16 protein-coding genes and 1 riboswitch are annotated in these 15,274 nt (G+C 51.6%); of the genes, 11 read left to right on the forward strand and 5 right to left on the reverse strand.

Annotation, left to right across the window (positions count from 1 at the left end; genetic code table 11):
• Positions 1-110: 110 nt before the first annotated feature.
• The 3 genes from GKAS_RS19100 to GKAS_RS19110 are packed head-to-tail and all read right to left on the reverse strand — an operon-like array spanning position 111 to position 1,978.
• Complete coding sequence (locus GKAS_RS19100; protein ID WP_035896497.1) at positions 111-383, reverse strand: hypothetical protein; 273 nt, start codon at positions 381-383, stop codon at positions 111-113.
• Positions 367-1,506: a PAAR domain-containing protein gene (locus GKAS_RS19105; protein WP_072011437.1), complete on the reverse strand. Its 1,140-nt coding sequence runs from the start codon at positions 1,504-1,506 to the stop codon at positions 367-369. Before GKAS_RS19105 ends, GKAS_RS19100 begins: the two co-directional genes overlap by 17 nt.
• A gap of 10 nt (positions 1,507-1,516) precedes the next feature.
• Positions 1,517-1,978: a PAAR domain-containing protein gene (locus GKAS_RS19110; RefSeq protein WP_035896498.1), complete on the reverse strand. Its 462-nt coding sequence runs from the start codon at positions 1,976-1,978 to the stop codon at positions 1,517-1,519.
• 547 nt (positions 1,979-2,525) lie between these two features.
• On the opposite strand from GKAS_RS19110, the gene GKAS_RS23475 reads away from it, so the two are divergent.
• On the forward strand, positions 2,526-3,398 hold the full coding sequence (locus tag GKAS_RS23475) for a DUF6998 domain-containing protein (protein WP_051910805.1): 873 nt from the start codon (positions 2,526-2,528) through the stop codon (positions 3,396-3,398).
• Between the two features lie 253 nt (positions 3,399-3,651).
• On the opposite strand, the gene GKAS_RS19120 is transcribed toward GKAS_RS23475, so the two are convergent.
• Positions 3,652-4,428: an SDR family NAD(P)-dependent oxidoreductase gene (locus GKAS_RS19120; RefSeq protein WP_035896499.1), complete on the reverse strand. Its 777-nt coding sequence runs from the start codon at positions 4,426-4,428 to the stop codon at positions 3,652-3,654.
• Positions 4,429-5,050: 622 nt separating this feature from the next.
• On the opposite strand from GKAS_RS19120, the gene GKAS_RS19125 reads away from it, so the two are divergent.
• The 3 genes from GKAS_RS19125 (at position 5,051) to GKAS_RS19135 (ending at position 6,528) form a co-directional block, all read left to right on the forward strand.
• Positions 5,051-5,746, forward strand: coding sequence for a porin (locus GKAS_RS19125; protein WP_035896500.1), 696 nt, complete (start codon positions 5,051-5,053; stop codon positions 5,744-5,746).
• A 264-nt stretch (positions 5,747-6,010) separates the two neighbouring features.
• On the forward strand, positions 6,011-6,244 hold the full coding sequence (gene yjdI / locus GKAS_RS19130) for a 4Fe-4S mono-cluster protein YjdI (protein WP_035896502.1): 234 nt from the start codon (positions 6,011-6,013) through the stop codon (positions 6,242-6,244).
• 11 nt (positions 6,245-6,255) lie between these two features.
• Complete coding sequence (locus tag GKAS_RS19135; RefSeq protein WP_035896503.1) at positions 6,256-6,528, forward strand: GNAT family N-acetyltransferase; 273 nt, start codon at positions 6,256-6,258, stop codon at positions 6,526-6,528.
• Between the two features lie 33 nt (positions 6,529-6,561).
• On the opposite strand, the gene GKAS_RS19140 is transcribed toward GKAS_RS19135, so the two are convergent.
• Complete coding sequence (locus tag GKAS_RS19140) at positions 6,562-7,173, reverse strand: LysE family translocator (protein WP_035896504.1); 612 nt, start codon at positions 7,171-7,173, stop codon at positions 6,562-6,564.
• 138 nt (positions 7,174-7,311) lie between these two features.
• On the opposite strand from GKAS_RS19140, the gene GKAS_RS19145 reads away from it, so the two are divergent.
• From GKAS_RS19145 to mqo, 7 genes are all read left to right on the forward strand, one after another.
• Complete coding sequence (locus GKAS_RS19145) at positions 7,312-7,776, forward strand: Lrp/AsnC family transcriptional regulator (protein ID WP_035896505.1); 465 nt, start codon at positions 7,312-7,314, stop codon at positions 7,774-7,776.
• Positions 7,777-7,821: 45 nt separating this feature from the next.
• Positions 7,822-7,883: riboswitch (Fluoride riboswitch) on the forward strand.
• Between the two features lie 70 nt (positions 7,884-7,953).
• The gene (locus GKAS_RS19150) at positions 7,954-9,270 is read left to right on the forward strand and encodes a voltage-gated chloride channel family protein (RefSeq protein ID WP_035896506.1); all 1,317 of its coding nucleotides are present in this window, start codon (positions 7,954-7,956) and stop codon (positions 9,268-9,270) included.
• Positions 9,271-9,390: 120 nt separating this feature from the next.
• Positions 9,391-10,737 (forward strand): LLM class flavin-dependent oxidoreductase, encoded by a 1,347-nt coding sequence (locus tag GKAS_RS19155; protein WP_035896507.1) that lies wholly within the window; start codon positions 9,391-9,393, stop codon positions 10,735-10,737.
• Positions 10,738-10,746: 9 nt separating this feature from the next.
• Complete coding sequence (locus tag GKAS_RS19160) at positions 10,747-11,577, forward strand: ABC transporter permease (protein WP_035896509.1); 831 nt, start codon at positions 10,747-10,749, stop codon at positions 11,575-11,577.
• Positions 11,578-11,628: 51 nt separating this feature from the next.
• Entirely contained in the window at positions 11,629-12,600 is a 972-nt protein-coding gene (locus GKAS_RS19165) for an ABC transporter substrate-binding protein (RefSeq protein ID WP_051910806.1), read from the forward strand.
• A complete protein-coding gene (locus tag GKAS_RS19170) occupies positions 12,597-13,370 on the forward strand; it encodes an ABC transporter ATP-binding protein (RefSeq protein WP_115073723.1) in 774 nt (257 codons plus the stop codon). The genes GKAS_RS19165 and GKAS_RS19170 overlap by 4 nt, the downstream gene beginning before the upstream one ends.
• Positions 13,371-13,562: 192 nt before the next feature.
• Positions 13,563-15,218, forward strand: coding sequence for a malate dehydrogenase (quinone) (gene mqo / locus GKAS_RS19175; protein ID WP_035896510.1), 1,656 nt, complete (start codon positions 13,563-13,565; stop codon positions 15,216-15,218).
• Positions 15,219-15,274 lie beyond the last annotated feature (56 nt).

Below are 15,274 nucleotides of genomic sequence, written 5' to 3' on the forward strand. Positions count from 1 at the left end.
CAAGCACTGGAATCATCAGGGCGATAGAGTAGATGGCGAATACTAAAGCAATGCTTCCCCACCGAAGAATTGCCTTTGTTCTACTTGTCATCGCTATGCGGCCCTCCAAATCATCTCACCTTTTTAAAGATCAGTAGGATGAGAGGTACACCGATCACGAAACCGTAAATTGCCGCATCAAAAATACCATTTGTAGCCTGAGCCAGTGAATCAACAGCTTGGTAATACTCTTTTAATGGAACAGGGTTTGAGACAAGGGTCTGATTTTCAGAGAATACCGCGAATGCTTGCGAGGCAACAAACAGTCCGAGGAAGTAACCCAAGCTGACAATGCAAATCCCTCCCCATCGGAGAATGGTTTTAGTCCTACTCGTCAACGTCATAAGATCCACCTAATACACCGCCAAAAGTACCGCTGGAATATTGTGATAATGAATCGCCAGTTGCGGCGGCTTCGGCTGCGATGTGCTGCATTTTACCCTTTGGTGACTCTTGGTAACTCGGTAAATTGTCCTTGTTGGGATACATTTTTTTAAAGTCGTCCGTCATTTCAATAACTGTCATTGATGAGAAGTCAGAACTTTTTGACTCAAGATAACGCTGCAATGACACAGGGATTGCGAAATCTTCATCGGATTCGATAGGAATCTGCGTCGTGAGGGATGTGTAGTTGTGCTCGAATACCGTTGAACCAGCAAATTTGATTCCTTCAACAGAATGAGTGGTACAGTTATTCCCTGTTACGTCATATTCATCGATTGTGCGACCTCTTCGTTGGGTTGTTTCTTTCATTTCCACTGTTCGGATCGCTTGTTCACCCTTGTTCCAAAGATCTTCAAAGAACTGCCTCGTTTTCGCCGGGTCAGCGTCATCTATTCGAAACGCTCTTGCGCCCATCCGGTACAGTTCTGCTCTATAGTAAACCCTCGCATCTTCACCTTGCAGAAAGTTTAAAATCCCATCACCAGTTAAATTCCCTGGGCCTGTCCTGCCGTACCGACCATAGGTATAGAGATAAATCGAATTATCCTGATGTACGGATACAAAGGCGTGTCCTGCGTTCGTGGTTTCAGTCCAGATGTAAACGCCGTTCAATAGCGGGTTATCTTCTGGCTTACATGTGTCAGCAAAGCTGTTTTGCTTCTTCGCTACCTGTGCGTGTTGCACTGGCTCTACGGGCGCAGTTGCCCTGGATGGGGTATTAACCTGAACGGTAGCAGGGGCGATCAGGAAGTTTGTTCCACTTGGACAACCGCAAACTATAGGGGAGCCGTCAACTGCAACAGCCACGCCGCCGTTTGAATGCCGGACATCCCCGGAAGCAATGACTCCTACTTTACCGCATTTAGGGCAAGGGGTTGTTTTATCACCAATGTAGAGTTTCCACTTGCCCATAACAGACATTCCGGGGCGAGCGGCGATACACTGGGAGCCTGTAGAGGTTTTATCTCCGTCTAAGCCCACATTCTTACCGTGAACTGTGCAGCCTCTATTTACTGATGCCATAGCAACTGCCTTATTTCAGAAAGTTTTCAGGCAGTGATTCCCCGGCTCGAACTACTCTCCTGATACTTTCTTGAGGACTGCTGATTATTTCGTCGCCGTTATCGAGTGTGTTACCAACAAGCGCGGCAGAGTCACCAGAAGTTTTTCCCACTCCAGTGTTAATCTTCGCCGTAGTTCCATCTGGGTAACGAACTTCATCACCTACACGCGAAACATTTAGCCGTTTGCCGTCCACGGTTTCGATCTGCTGTCCGCTGTATTCACTGAAAACCGTTCCACCATCGCGGGTTAAGCTATCCTCTGTGGCGATCAGATAAGCTGCTGTAACTGGATGAGCGAGATTGTAGGCGTTTTGTTTCTCGATGAGAGAGCGGGCTTCATCATTCATTCCGGCGAGTTGTTCGGCTGTGAATGGTGATTCGTCAAAAACTGCCAGCATTTCTGGTGTAAGGTCATTGGTGTACTGTTTCATAAATCCCTCTACTTGTTATGGAAATAATCACGGTGGTCATTTTACAAGCAATAACCATATGAGCAACGAGTATTAGACCTAAGTGAAACTGCGTTTCGTAACAAAGTGAGAGTTGGTTAGCGATGCTGAAATTTTAGTTAAGGATTGCTAAAGATAAAGGGGGCTGTTGCACCCTCAGATCATGCTTTCAATGCCCGTATGTAATCAAGCAGGGCTTTCAGTTGGAGACGGAACACGGATATGAATATCAGTCTTTCCTGTACTGGCGTATCTGGTTTCTCCTTGCAGTAAATGCCAGGGCGTCAGTTAGGTTCTAACTGTCTGATATTCTTAACTCGCTTCGTGGTTTGTTTCTGATTCTGGGGCAGGTCAGGATTAAGAACAAGAGAAGTTATAATTTTTAGATTTTAAATTACTGAATAAATAGTTACCGTGTGCAATGGATGACCTCATGTTCTATCTGGTAATGACATTCTTATAATATTAAACGACGGGTGCGTTACATAGGTTTTTAAGTGGCGTTTTACCTCAGCAAAGGAGAGCAGATTTGAAAAATAATCCTTTAATATCAGATGGGTTACTAACCTCGCTGAGTGTTCTTGAATTACTGTCGCTTCATTCCGGAATTTTAACTGAATTACGTTCAAGAGAGGTTATACGAACCAAGAATAATCCTGTCGGTGACTATGCTGAATGGCTGGTTTCTAAAGCACTAGGTATGACTCTTCTCAGTAATTCGTCGGCGGGCGCTGATGCCATCGATTCTGATGGTTTGAAAGTGCAGATCAAAGCGAGGAGAGTTACGCCGGATAATCCTTCACGGCAGCTTAGTGCCCTACGTAACTATGAAGCAGCCGACTTTGATTATTTAATCGCGGTTATTTTCGATGAAGCTTACAACGTTCTTGATGGGTACAAAATTCCGCATGAAGTAATACGAGATTACGCGCGGCATAGCGATCACGTTAACGCCCACATCATTAATCTCAAGGGCGCGATTCTTTCTGATCCTCGTGTCATCTCCATCAAGGAAAACCTGGCGGTTAGCAACTCAGCGTCAGCAAATGAAGCATCTATCCAAACTTCTTGCTTAGAAGCTGGGGAGAACGTTTTGGAGCAGCAAGAGAGGATAACAGGCCACGCTACGCTGGCTGAGCACCTCAAGGCTATCGGAATGGAGTGTTTCGTAAACTACTACCCTCATTTTGCCGATTCAAACTTATCAAGCGCTGACATCATTGAGCAAATGCACTCATGCGAGGGATATACAGAGAAGAGCTGTCGGACCCGTATCAGTAAAGCGCGAAAAGTGATCAGGGATGGTTTAAGTATTGAAGCGCTCACGTTGATCGCTCACTCAGGGCGAATACAAGATTCTGTCAAAAAAGAGGTACTTAAACTTATCCGCGATCTTAAGTAGTACGTGTTGTTGCTTCTCCTGTATTGCATCTGATTTTATTAATAAATTCATATTATTATGTGGAGTGGGGATATTGCCCCCTCCTGGAAGGCGAGTCTCATCGGCACGGATATTATGGCGCGTTGAAGAGACGGCGAAGACGCATATGGCAATGGACTCACTTGCCATACCACCACGCCAGGCGGTGAAAATATCGAATATCACCGCCTCGTCGCCCATCATTGTCTCTCCACGTTTTCCCGTGCCGCGGCTATCAGGCGTTGCGACCGGCCATCACGCCACCGTCAACGTCCCAGATGGCGCCTGTCACCCAGCTCGCTTTATCGGAAAGCAGGAAGGAGACCGCTTCTGCAACATCAGCAGGGGTGCCAACTCGACCAATCGGATGGAAGCTGTCAAAACTATTCATCACTGAACCAACCTCTTCTTTCGGGATAAAGCCTTCGTAAATTGGCGTGTGTACCACCGCTGGAGAAACCGCATTGACGCGGATCCCATTACCGCCCAGCTCAATAGCCAGGTTTTTAGTCAGCGCGTGCAGACCCGCTTTCGCCATCGAATAAGCCGAAGAAGGCGTGGCGCCAATGGCCTGCTGCGCCCACATCGAACCAATATTGACGATAGCGCCGTGAATACCGGCATTCACCATGTTGCGTACCACGTCACGGGTGATAAAGAAGGTGGCGCGGTTGATGCTCATATACATGTCATAGTCCGCCATCTCGTGCTCGGTGAACGCTTTTGGGAAGAATACCCCAGCGGCGTTGACCAGCAGGCTGATGTCCTGATGTTCCGCATTAATGGTGTTGATGACGTGCTGCATTCCCTCTTCCTTCATCAGGTCGGCAATGATGATAGAGACCTGACCGTCGGCCATCAGCGCCTGACGAGCCTGTTCAGCTTTATCCTGACGATTCCCGACCAGTACGACGCTGCCGCCATTTTTCAGTACCAATTTTGCGGTTTCAAAGCCCATACCGCTTGTACCGCCAACCACTAACAATTTTTTACCGGAGAATAATGCGCTCATTGCGGACCTCATTTGTCATGTACGTTTCAACGGCGACATGCCGTTTGCTGTGGGGGCATGATGACAGCGAGTGCAGAGGGTGACGAATCAGAAGATATCGCTAAGCGGTAAAGAAAAACTATCTCGTGATGCGCGAGTGATGGTTCCTCGTGGGATGAGGGCAACGTAAGGCATTACCTGAGAGGGAATACCGTCTTACGGGATGTGCGTAAAGAGGGGAAATAAGCTACTAAAAATGGTTGTTTTTATATTTCTAATCATTAATGCCTTCGCTCGATTTCTGCTTAATTCGTAAGTTTATTCTTTATATTAATATTATTAGGCATCGTAACTATTGTTGAAAAATAAGTAACCAACGAAACTATTTTGTTTTATTGTATTGATTTTAATGAATAAAATAGTTTTATAAAGATATGTAAGTCTAATGTAAATTAATCTTTTGTGTGATCTAAAACGCTATTTTCGATTAGTCAACCGTGCATTTTTTGAGCTCTGTCACGTCTCTCAATTCGATACATTCATGAAATAAATCTTTACGATCTTGATCACTAAAATATCTTTCTTAAAAAAATAAAATGCAATTTCATAAAAATGAAACATAATTCCAATTGAGGGTTATTGAATGTTTAAGAAATCTCTGGTCATGATTGCTTTATGTGGCGCATCCTTCGCAGCATCCGCAGTGACAGTCGATCTCCGTCATGAATTTATTGATGGTGGCAAAACAGATAAAACTAACGCAGACCGTGTTTCAGTTTCTCACCGCTTCGCGAACGGGTTTGGTTTCTCGGTAGAAGCGAAATGGAAATCAGGCGGGGATAATACCGATCAACCGTTCTCCGACTTTGTCGGCAACGGCCATGAAGAATCGATTAGCTACCAATACAAATTCAATAAAAACTTCTCTATTCAACCAGGCTTTAATATCGAAAGTAACGATAGCCGTTCTATTTATAAGCCGAATCTGCGCGTACAATACAGCTTCGATAGCGGCTTCTACGTCGCCGCACGTTACCGCTACGACTACACCCGTTACCCGTCAAATGCTAACAAAGACGATGATAAGGTGAACCGTGGTGACGCATGGGCAGGTTATGTGTTCGGCGACTGGCGTACCGAGCTGAACTACGTTTATGCGCGCAGTTCAGAAGGTAATGCACGTAACAACAATAAACCGTACTCCCAGGAATATAACGTCAAAGTGGCGTACAAAATCGATAAAAACTGGGCGCCATACGGCGAAGTGGGTAACGTAGGCGTAAACGATCGTGACGACCGCCAGACCCGTTTCCGTGTAGGTGTGGCATACTCGTTCTAATATATCTCTCTTAGCAATAGCCCCGGCATAAATGTCGGGGCTGCACCTTTTCTTTTTCCATATCGTCAGATATGAAAATGCAGAGTCTTTATTATGCGGCTTCTGCTGCCATCTATTTTTAATTCTGTGGCATCGTATCGATACTCCTCCATCTCCAACGGATAAAAACTTTCTCGCTGCGTTTTTTCGCAATAGGTGATGATTCATCCCCCTGGACAGGTCTATGCTTAGTCTCGAACCTATATAAAAATTAGAGGCAATGTCATGGATAAGGAACTACTGGACGCAGGTTATCGTGTCTATACCGGGGAGAAGATTGACGTCTACTTCAATACGGCGATTTGCCAGCACTCTGGGAACTGCGTGCGCGGAAGCAGCAAGCTGTTCAACCTGAAGCGCAAACCGTGGATCATCCCGGATGAAGTCGACGCGCAAACGGTAGTACGCGTTATCGACACCTGCCCAAGCGGGGCGCTGAAATACCGTCATCATGATTAAGCGAGGGATACATGGAAATTCTGGAAGGGCATAACAAGTTTTACGTCAACGATGGCGATGGTAACCAGGTGGCGGAAATCGTCTTTGTTCCCACCGGTGAGCACCTGAGCATTATTGAACATACCGATGTTGATGAGAGCCTGAAGGGGCAGGGCGTGGGTAAACAACTGGTGGCAAAAGTGGTTGAGAAAATGCGTCAGGAACAGCGCAAAATCATTCCACTGTGCCCGTTCGCCAGGCATGAGTTTGATAATACCCGCGAGTATGACGACATTCGTGCCTGAAATGTGGCGCCAGCTTAGGCTGGCGCACCTTTATTAGCGGAGCTGTTCAACTAACAGGGCAACCGCGATAAGCACCATCAAACCGCCTGAAATACGGCTGACAACCCGTGCCGCCTGTGGGCGACTCGCCAGCAACGCGCGTGAACCGTAGCCCACCAGTAAATAGATAATCGTGCAGGTAATAAGGTGCATCACCCCAAGTGCCGACATCTGCATAGCCACTGACCACCGTCCGTGTGGGTCGGTGAACTGTGGCAGCAGCGCCAGAAACAGTAAAAATACTTTTGGGTTCAGGCCGCTGATGCACAGACCTTTTAATGCCCACTGGTTCCAGCCACCGCGTTCCTGAGAAGCGCTGGCGACCGTTGCCGGATGGCGCAACAGTGATATGCCGAGCCACAGCAGATAGCACGCGCCCAATAGGGTAATGACCGATAGCGCCAGCGGATGTCCGGCAATGAGCACGCCCACCCCAGCCACCACTACGACGGTTGCCAGCAAATGTCCAGACATCAGCCCCGCCACTGCTGGAACGATGCTGCGCCCGTGGATCCCGGCGCTGATGGTATAAGCCCAATCGGCCCCCGGCGTCATGATCAGCAAAAACGAAACCAGCCAGAATCCCGCAACCAAACTCATCTCCATGCCCGATACTCTCCGCGCTTACCCATGACGTTAGCCTTTAAAAACCGTACTGAATGTCAGGAAAGAATATCGTTATTGCCGCGCAATGAGCTTTCAATGTTATGCTGAAAACCCGGTCGGAATGAGAGAATCTTCTAAATGGATAGCATTGATCGAAAAATTCTTGCTGAACTACAGGCCGATGGCCGTTTATCTATCACCGAGCTCGCTGAACGGGTGAATCTGAGTTTATCACCGTGCCACCGACGCTTGCGGGTGCTGGAGCAGGAAGGGGTGATTACCGGCTACCGCGCCAACCTGGACCCAGGAAAAATGGGCTTTAACTTTGTGGCGTTGGTCTTTGCGACGCTGAAAGAGGGCGACAGAAAGGCGGTCAGCGCGTTTGAAGAGGCGGTGGAAGAGATCCCGCAGATCGTGATGGCCCAGCGTCTGTTTGGCGATCCGGACTATCTGATGCAGGTGGTGACGCGCGATCTCTCTTCGTTCCAGAAGCTCTACGATCAAAAGCTATCCGCGATGCCGGGCGTGCAGCACCTGCGTTCAACGCTGGTGATGAAAACGGTGGTGCAGGACCGGCCTTTCCCGCTGGAGACGCTGAAATAATTTCAGTTGCCATGTATTTGGCTGAAACGATTCGTGTGCTAATATTTATGCGTAGGGGATGGCATTCCCCCTTGAACCGCCGTGTGGCTGATGATGCCTGTTTGTATTCCTGGACCGGGAATGAACAGGCACACCTCTATCGCGTCCAGGATGATTAATTCATCTGAGGATGCGTCAATGCTCTCTGAACACTTCGCTCGTAAAAATTCGCTTTTCTTCCTGATACAGTGGCTCTTGCTGGCTGTCGTGATGGCCGTGCTGGTTGGCTCTGCATCTGCGCTGTTCCTCTTTTCCCTGGATTGGGCAACCACCACGCGTCTGCAACATCATTGGCTTATCCTGCTGCTGCCCTTTGCCGGTTTTGCTGTGGGCTGGATTTACCTGCGCCTTGGCCGCTCGGTTGAAGCGGGAAATAACCTGATTCTGGAAGAGGTGCATAGCCCGGCTAACACTATCCCGCTGCGGATGGCGCCACTGGTGTTTATCGGCACGGTCGTTTCTCATCTGTTTGGCGCGTCGGTCGGCCGCGAAGGGACGGCGGTACAAATGGGCGCCTCGATTGCCGATCGGTTCACGCCGCTGCTCGGGCTTGATAACGATGCGCGTCGTATGGTGCTGATGGCAGGCGTTAGCGCGGGCTTTTCCTCTGTGTTCGGTACCCCGCTCGCCGGGGCGATTTTTGGTCTCGAGGTCATGGCGATTGGCCGCATGCACTACACCGCGATCTTTCCCTGCCTGGTGGCCGCAGTGGTGGCAGACCAGGTTGGCCTGATGTGGGGCGTGCACCATACGCACTACGCGATGTCATCCATCCCGGCGGTATCAGCCTGGACGCTGGCGGCGGTTATCGTCGCTGGCTGCTGCTTCGGTCTGGCTGCTCGCGTTTTTGCTGATGCGACGCATCTGGTCGGGGGCATGATGAAAAAATGGATTGCCTACGCACCGCTGCGCCCGTTTATCGGCGGGGCCGTTGTCGCGGCGGCGGTCTACTTGCTGCACGCCGATCGATATATTGGTCTGGGGATCCCCGTTATTGTCGATGCTTTTCAGCATCCACTGGCACCGTGGGACTTCCTCGGTAAGCTTATCTTTACCGTTGCTTCGCTCGGCAGTGGGTTTAAAGGTGGAGAGGTGACGCCGCTCTTTTATGTGGGGGCAACGCTTGGGAACGCGCTCGCACCGCTGCTTCATCTGCCGTTTGCCTTCCTGGCGGGGCTGGGCTTTGTCGCGGTCTTTGCCGGGGCGGCAAATACGCCGATCGCCTCGACGCTGATGGCGATTGAACTGTTCGGTGCTGACGTCGGCGTTTACGCGGCGATGGCCTGCGTGGTGGCCTATCTGGTTTCAGGTTACACCAGTATTTATCGCTCTCAGCGGGTGGCCTGTCTGAAACACAGCATTGTGCCGGAAGGGATAAAGCTGGCGGAGCTTCCTGCCTGGCAGCGTGAAAATCGTCGTCCGGAAGCGGTCGTTGAGGATACGAAAGCATCATGACTCGTGGCTTCATTGCAAAAATGTAAATAACTAACTCAATATTTGTTATTTCAGAATGACTGCGCATTCTGGCTATCTTGATTTCAGCCCACTTTCGGCATCGAATCAGGAGAAACCAGAATGAGCAGACAGATCAAATTAGGGGCTTTCCTTCCCGGCGGCGGCCAGCATATTGCGGCGTGGCGTCACCCGGACTCCCCGGCCGATGGCGCAACCAGCTTCGAATTTCATAAACAGCTTGCCCAGACCGCCGAGCGTGGCCTGTTTGATGCCTACTTCCTGGCCGATGGCCTGGCGATTCCCGCTTCCGGCGTCACCGATGGCGGCACCGCCAAAGTTGCAGGTTTCGAGCCCGTCACCCTGTTTTCCGCGCTGGCCCCGCTGACGCAGAACATTGGTTTTATCGCCACCGCCTCCACCACCTATGAAGAACCCTACAACCTGGCGCGCAAGTTCGCTTCGCTGGACTTGATTTCGGGCGGACGTGCTGGCTGGAACGTGGTGACCACCGCCACTGAAGCCGCGGCGCACAACTTTAATCTGGACACTCAACACCCGCATGAATACCGCTACCAGCGGGCGAAAGAGCACGTTGAGGTGGTGAAAAAACTGTGGGACAGCTTTGAGGACGACGCGTTTTTGCGCGACAAAGCCTCAGGCCAGTTCTTCGATCGCAGTAAGGTGCATAACACCGATCACGTAGGCAAATTCTTTAAGGTGCGCGGGCCACTGAACGTGCCGCGTTCAGCCCAGGGTCAGCCGGTCATCGTGCAGGCGGGGCAGTCTGAAAGCGGCCGCACGCTGGCTGCTGCCACCGCCGAGGTTATTTTTACATCACACCAACATCTCAACACCGCGCAGGACTTCTACCGCGATATTAAATCGCGTGCCCGCGCCGTGGGTCGCAACCCGAACCACGTGCTGATTATGCCTGGCGTCGCGCCGTTTATTGGCCGTACCGAGGAAGAAGCCAAAGAGAAGTACCACAAGCTCACTTCACTGATTGTGGAAGCTGACGGTATCGCTTTGCTGAACGGGCTGGCCGGTGGTGGTATCGACCTCGGTAAATTTGACCCTGACGGCCCGTTGCCGCCGCTGCCGGTCACTGAAGGCATGAAATCGCGTCCTGAGCTGATTCGCCAGATTGCCGACGAAAACAACTTCACCATTCGCCAGCTCTACCAGTGGGTGGCGACCGCGCGCGGTCATTTCACCGTGGTGGGCAGCGCCGAGCAGGTGGCGGATACGCTGCAGGAGTGGTTTGAAAACGAAGCCGCGGACGGCTTCAACGTGCTGCCGCCGTGGCTTCCGGGCGGACTGGATGACTTTATTGAGCTGGTGGTGCCGATTTTACAAAAACGCGGCCTGTTCCGTACTCAGTACGAGGGCAAAACGCTGCGTGAAAATCTGGGGCTGCCGTTTGCCAGCAATCGCTATAGCGCCGTGCGCGACAGCAAAGTGGCTTAAGGAGGCACCATGTTCTACTCCACGACCCGCATTCGTCTGAAGGCGCGTGTACAGAATAAGCCTGCGTATCTGCTGTGGTACCAGCGCAGCCTGTCGCTGATTGCGCGCTACGGCCTGCTGGTGCTGTTCTTCGCCGGTTGGCAAATCGCCAGCACCGCCGGCTGGCTGAACGCGGCGATTATCCCGCCGCTGGATAAAATCTTTATTGCGCTGTGGAACGGTATAACGCAAGGCGCATTGCTGGGCGATATCACTATCAGTCTCCAGCGCGCCGGGCTGGCTTTTGCCGCCGCCATCGTCGTGGGGATCCCGCTGGGGCTGTTTATGGGGCAGATTCGCCCGCTGGAACAGGCGCTGGACCCTATTTTACAACTGTTCCGCCAAACCTCGGCGCTGGCGCTGTATCCAATCTTTATTCTGCTGTTAGGGCTCGGAGAAACATCTAAAGTGTTCGTGATTTTCTGGGCGGCGCTGTTCCCGATTCTGCTGTCGACCATCAGCGGCGTGAAAGAGGTGGATACCAAACTGCTGGAGATGGCGCGCACCTTTGGTGCCGGACGTATGACGCTGTTTTATCGGGTGATTGTTCCCGCCTCCGTGCCCTCTATTTTTATCGGTCTGCGCCTGTCGGCCACTACGGCATTGCTGCTGTTGATTGCCGCCGAAATGATCGGTGCGAATCAGGGGATCGGTTTTAGGGTGATGAATGCGCAATATAACTTCCAAATACCCATGATGTTTGCCGCGATATTTCTGCTGGCTTTTGCCGGACTATTAGCTAACGCGATTCTGGTTGTACTTCAACGTCGCTTGTGTCGATGGAATATCCGTAGCCGTTAATTTTGCACGTTATTTTGCGTTTTTACTTATCGCCATAAAGGAATTTTTATAATGAAAAAACAGTTCTATTCTGCGTGGGTTGCGGTGCTTTTTTTATTGGGTATTAGTGCGTCGGTTCGCGCTCAGGATGAGGTGACGATGCGTTATATGGCGAGCTACGGCGGTATTTCCGCTCATGAACTAGCGGAAGCGCTGGGATATTTTAAAGGCACCGGGGTGTCGATTAAAAACGCCGGTTATGCCAGCGGCGGCCCGGAGTCTTTATTTGCTCTGGCCTCAGGCAGCATTGATATCGGGTCGGCTGCCACACCGGCGGTTATCAACGCTATCGCCAACGGTAACGACTTTGTGGCGGCTTATCCCACCAACGGTATCAACGAGACCACCAAATCCATCTTCTACGTGAAGGAGGACAGCCCGATTAAGTCCATCAAAGATTTAGTCGGAAAAAGCGTGGCGGTAAACACCCTGGGCGCCCATCTGGACTACACCCTGCGTGAAGCGCTGCACCAGGCGAATCTGCCGGAAAACGCCGCCAGACCGGTAGCGGTTCCGGGCCCGCAGCTTGAGCAAACTCTGCGTTCTGGGCAGGTTGACGTTGCGGCCTTTGGCTACTGGCAGACGACGTTTGAAGGTGTTGCACGCAGCCACGGTGGCCTGCGTCCAATCTTCAACGACGCCGACGTGTTGGGGCCGATTGCCGGGGGCTTTACGGTACTGCGTTCAGACTTCGTGAAGCAGCATCCGGACGCGGCACGTATCTTCGTTGTGGAGTCGGCGCGTGCGCTGGACTACGCTCGTGAGAACCCTGCGCAGGTGCGTGAGATCATGGCGAAGATCCTCAAAGAACGCGGTGAAAACCCGGATGTGGCACAGTACTTCACCGGCTACGGTGTACGTAAAGGCGGGCTATCAGAGCCTCATGACGTGCAGTTCTGGCTGGATATTCTTGAGCGCGACGGCGTGCTGAAAAAAGGCCAGCTCAAAGCGTCAAATATTTTGCTGAAAACGGAAGGTGTATGATGACATCAACCCCGCAGACCGCCCGCGGTGATATTTCTATTCGCCGCTTACGTAAGACCTTCTCCCTTGAGGGGAAGCCGTTTGATGTCTTCCGCGACCTTAATTTACAGATTGAAAGCGGGCAGAGTATTGCTATCGTCGGGCCCAGCGGCTGCGGGAAAACCACGCTGCTGCGAATCCTCGCGGGGCTTGAAACGCCGGACGCGGGCGATGTGGTGATTGACGGTCAGGCGGTGCATGGGATGAGCCGCGAACGAGCGGTGATTTTCCAGGAACCGCGCCTGCTACCGTGGCTGACGGTGCTGGAAAACGTCAGCTTCAGCCTGGATGTCCAGGGCGTACCGCGTAAGCAGGCCAGAGCGCGGGCGAAAGAGGCGATTGAGCTGGTGGGGCTCAGCCACTGTGAACAGGCACTGCCCAACCAGCTTTCCGGCGGCATGGCCCAGCGTGTCGGCATTGCCAGAGCGTTGACCATCCAGCCGGAGATCCTGCTGCTGGATGAGCCGCTGGGGGCGCTCGATGCGATGACCAAAATCACCATGCAGGAGGAGCTGGCCCGCATTCGCGATGTGGAAAAGATGACGATGGTGTTGGTCACACACGATCTGGAAGAGGCGATTTATCTCGCCGACCGCGTGATTATTTTACCGAAAATTAAAGGCGACCCGATTCGCATCATTGAAGTGACATTGCCGCAGCCGCGCGAACGTAGCAGCACGGATTTTGTCCTGCTGCGCCAGCAGCTTATGGCGGAATTCGGTCTGCATTAATAGCGTGAATTAAACTGAAATTATTTAAATTTTATTTCCACGCAAATAATACGGATGCTTTTTTTAATTAAAAAAAGCAAAGTGGTGATTTGTTAATAACTCTAAGTGGAAAGTGAGTGGTATTTTAAAATAATGTAAAAGTGCGCTACTATTGGCGCACACATTACATTTAGCTATGCGAATATCATCATTATGCCTGCTATTAATAAAAAACTATTTTCTCTGGCGACCATCGCGCTGCTGGTCAATTCAGCGGCTTACGCAAATACTGATACCACCGAAAAAACCGATGTCCTGCTGATTGGCGGCGGTATTATGAGTGCTTCTCTGGGCACCTGGTTGCAGGAATTGCAGCCTGACTGGAAACAGGTGATGGTTGAGAAGCTCGACAAAGTCGCGCTGGAATCATCTAACGGCTGGAATAACGCCGGTACCGGTCACTCCGCCAATATGGAACTGAACTACACGCCGGAACGCCCAGATGGCACCATCGACGTGACCAAGGCGCTAGAAATTAACGAACAGTTTATGATTTCCCGCCAGTTCTGGTCTTCGCAGGTGAAGCGCGGCATTCTGAATAATCCGCATAGCTTTATTAACTCCACGCCGCACATGAGCTTCGTCTGGGGCGACAAAAACGTTGATTACCTCGGTAAACGTTACGATGCGCTGCAGAAAACCACGCTGTTCCAGGGTATGAAATTCTCCACCGATCATCAGCAAATTGCCCAGTGGGCGCCGCTGGTCATGGCTGGTCGTGACCCGCAGCAAAAAGTGGCTGCTACCTGGACGCCAGTAGGCACCGACGTTAACTACGGTGAAATTACCCGTCAGCTGATCGGCAGCCTGCAAAAGAACAACTACTTCACGCTGCAAACCTCCTCTGAAGTGACCGAGTTTAAACGCAACGGCGATAACTCCTGGCATGTGACCATTGAAGACGTCAACAGCGGCAAGCAGCACGCTATCGACGCGAAATACGTCTTTATCGGTGCAGGCGGCGGCGCGCTTAAACTGCTGCAAAAAACCGGCATTCCAGAAGCGGATAACTATGCGGGCTTCCCGGTAGGCGGCTCCTTCCTGATGACGGAAAACCCTGACGTCACGCGTCAGCATATGGAAAAAGTGTACGGCCAGGCTTCCGTTGGGGCACCGCCGATGTCCGTGCCGCATATCGATGCGCGCTTTATTGATGGTAAACGCGTGGTACTGTTCGGGCCGTTCGCCACCTTCTCCACCAAGTTCCTCAAACAAGGTTCGTTCTTCGACCTGTTAAGCACCACCACGACCAGCAACGTCATGCCGATGACTCACGTAGGTCTGGATAACTTCGACCTGGTGAAATACCTGGTAAGCCAGGTGATGCTGAGCGACGACGACCGCTTTGCTGCGCTGAAAGAGTACTACCCAGAGGCGCGTAAAGAAGACTGGAAGCTGATTCAGGCCGGCCAGCGCGTGCAGATTATCAAGAAAGATGCCGACAAAGGCGGCGTGTTGAAGTTGGGTACCGAAGTGGTGGTTGACCAACAGCGCACCATCTCCGCGCTGCTGGGGGCATCTCCAGGTGCGTCTACCGCAGCGCCAATCACCCTGAACGTGATTAAGAAGCTGTTCCCGGAGCAGTTCAACTCACCGGAATGGCAGAGCAAAATTCGCAATATCGTACCGAGCTTTGGCCAGAACCTGAACGGCAACGTCGCGCTGACCCAGCAGGTTTGGGATGACACCGCCGCCACGCTGGAGCTGACCAAACCGCCGGTTATTCAGATGCCAGCGGCACCGGTTGCTCAGGCAAAACCGGCAGAACAGCCAGCGAGCGCGTCACCGCAGCACGACATGGCGCTGTAATCGTATCGTGATTGCCGGATGGCGGCTTCGCCTTATCCGGCCTACAAAAAAGCCTG

The sequence above is a fragment of the Kluyvera ascorbata ATCC 33433 genome, assembly GCF_000735365.1.
In the GTDB taxonomy this organism is placed as follows: domain Bacteria; phylum Pseudomonadota; class Gammaproteobacteria; order Enterobacterales; family Enterobacteriaceae; genus Kluyvera; species Kluyvera ascorbata.

Coding starts and splice junctions, on each gene's coding strand:
- GKAS_RS19100 (WP_035896497.1), bottom strand. CDS start 383: ATGACGTTGACGAGTAGGACTAAAACCATTCTCCGATGGGGAGGGATT.
- GKAS_RS19105 (WP_072011437.1), bottom strand. CDS start 1,506: ATGGCATCAGTAAATAGAGGCTGCACAGTTCACGGTAAGAATGTGGGC.
- GKAS_RS19110 (WP_035896498.1), bottom strand. CDS start 1,978: ATGAAACAGTACACCAATGACCTTACACCAGAAATGCTGGCAGTTTTT.
- GKAS_RS19120 (WP_035896499.1), bottom strand. CDS start 4,428: ATGAGCGCATTATTCTCCGGTAAAAAATTGTTAGTGGTTGGCGGTACA.
- GKAS_RS19125 (WP_035896500.1), top strand. CDS start 5,051: ATGTTTAAGAAATCTCTGGTCATGATTGCTTTATGTGGCGCATCCTTC.
- yjdI (WP_035896502.1), top strand. CDS start 6,011: ATGGATAAGGAACTACTGGACGCAGGTTATCGTGTCTATACCGGGGAG.
- GKAS_RS19135 (WP_035896503.1), top strand. CDS start 6,256: ATGGAAATTCTGGAAGGGCATAACAAGTTTTACGTCAACGATGGCGAT.
- GKAS_RS19140 (WP_035896504.1), bottom strand. CDS start 7,173: ATGGAGATGAGTTTGGTTGCGGGATTCTGGCTGGTTTCGTTTTTGCTG.
- GKAS_RS19145 (WP_035896505.1), top strand. CDS start 7,312: ATGGATAGCATTGATCGAAAAATTCTTGCTGAACTACAGGCCGATGGC.
- GKAS_RS19150 (WP_035896506.1), top strand. CDS start 7,954: ATGCTCTCTGAACACTTCGCTCGTAAAAATTCGCTTTTCTTCCTGATA.
- GKAS_RS19155 (WP_035896507.1), top strand. CDS start 9,391: ATGAGCAGACAGATCAAATTAGGGGCTTTCCTTCCCGGCGGCGGCCAG.
- GKAS_RS19160 (WP_035896509.1), top strand. CDS start 10,747: ATGTTCTACTCCACGACCCGCATTCGTCTGAAGGCGCGTGTACAGAAT.
- GKAS_RS19165 (WP_051910806.1), top strand. CDS start 11,629: ATGAAAAAACAGTTCTATTCTGCGTGGGTTGCGGTGCTTTTTTTATTG.
- GKAS_RS19170 (WP_115073723.1), top strand. CDS start 12,597: ATGATGACATCAACCCCGCAGACCGCCCGCGGTGATATTTCTATTCGC.
- mqo (WP_035896510.1), top strand. CDS start 13,563: ATGCCTGCTATTAATAAAAAACTATTTTCTCTGGCGACCATCGCGCTG.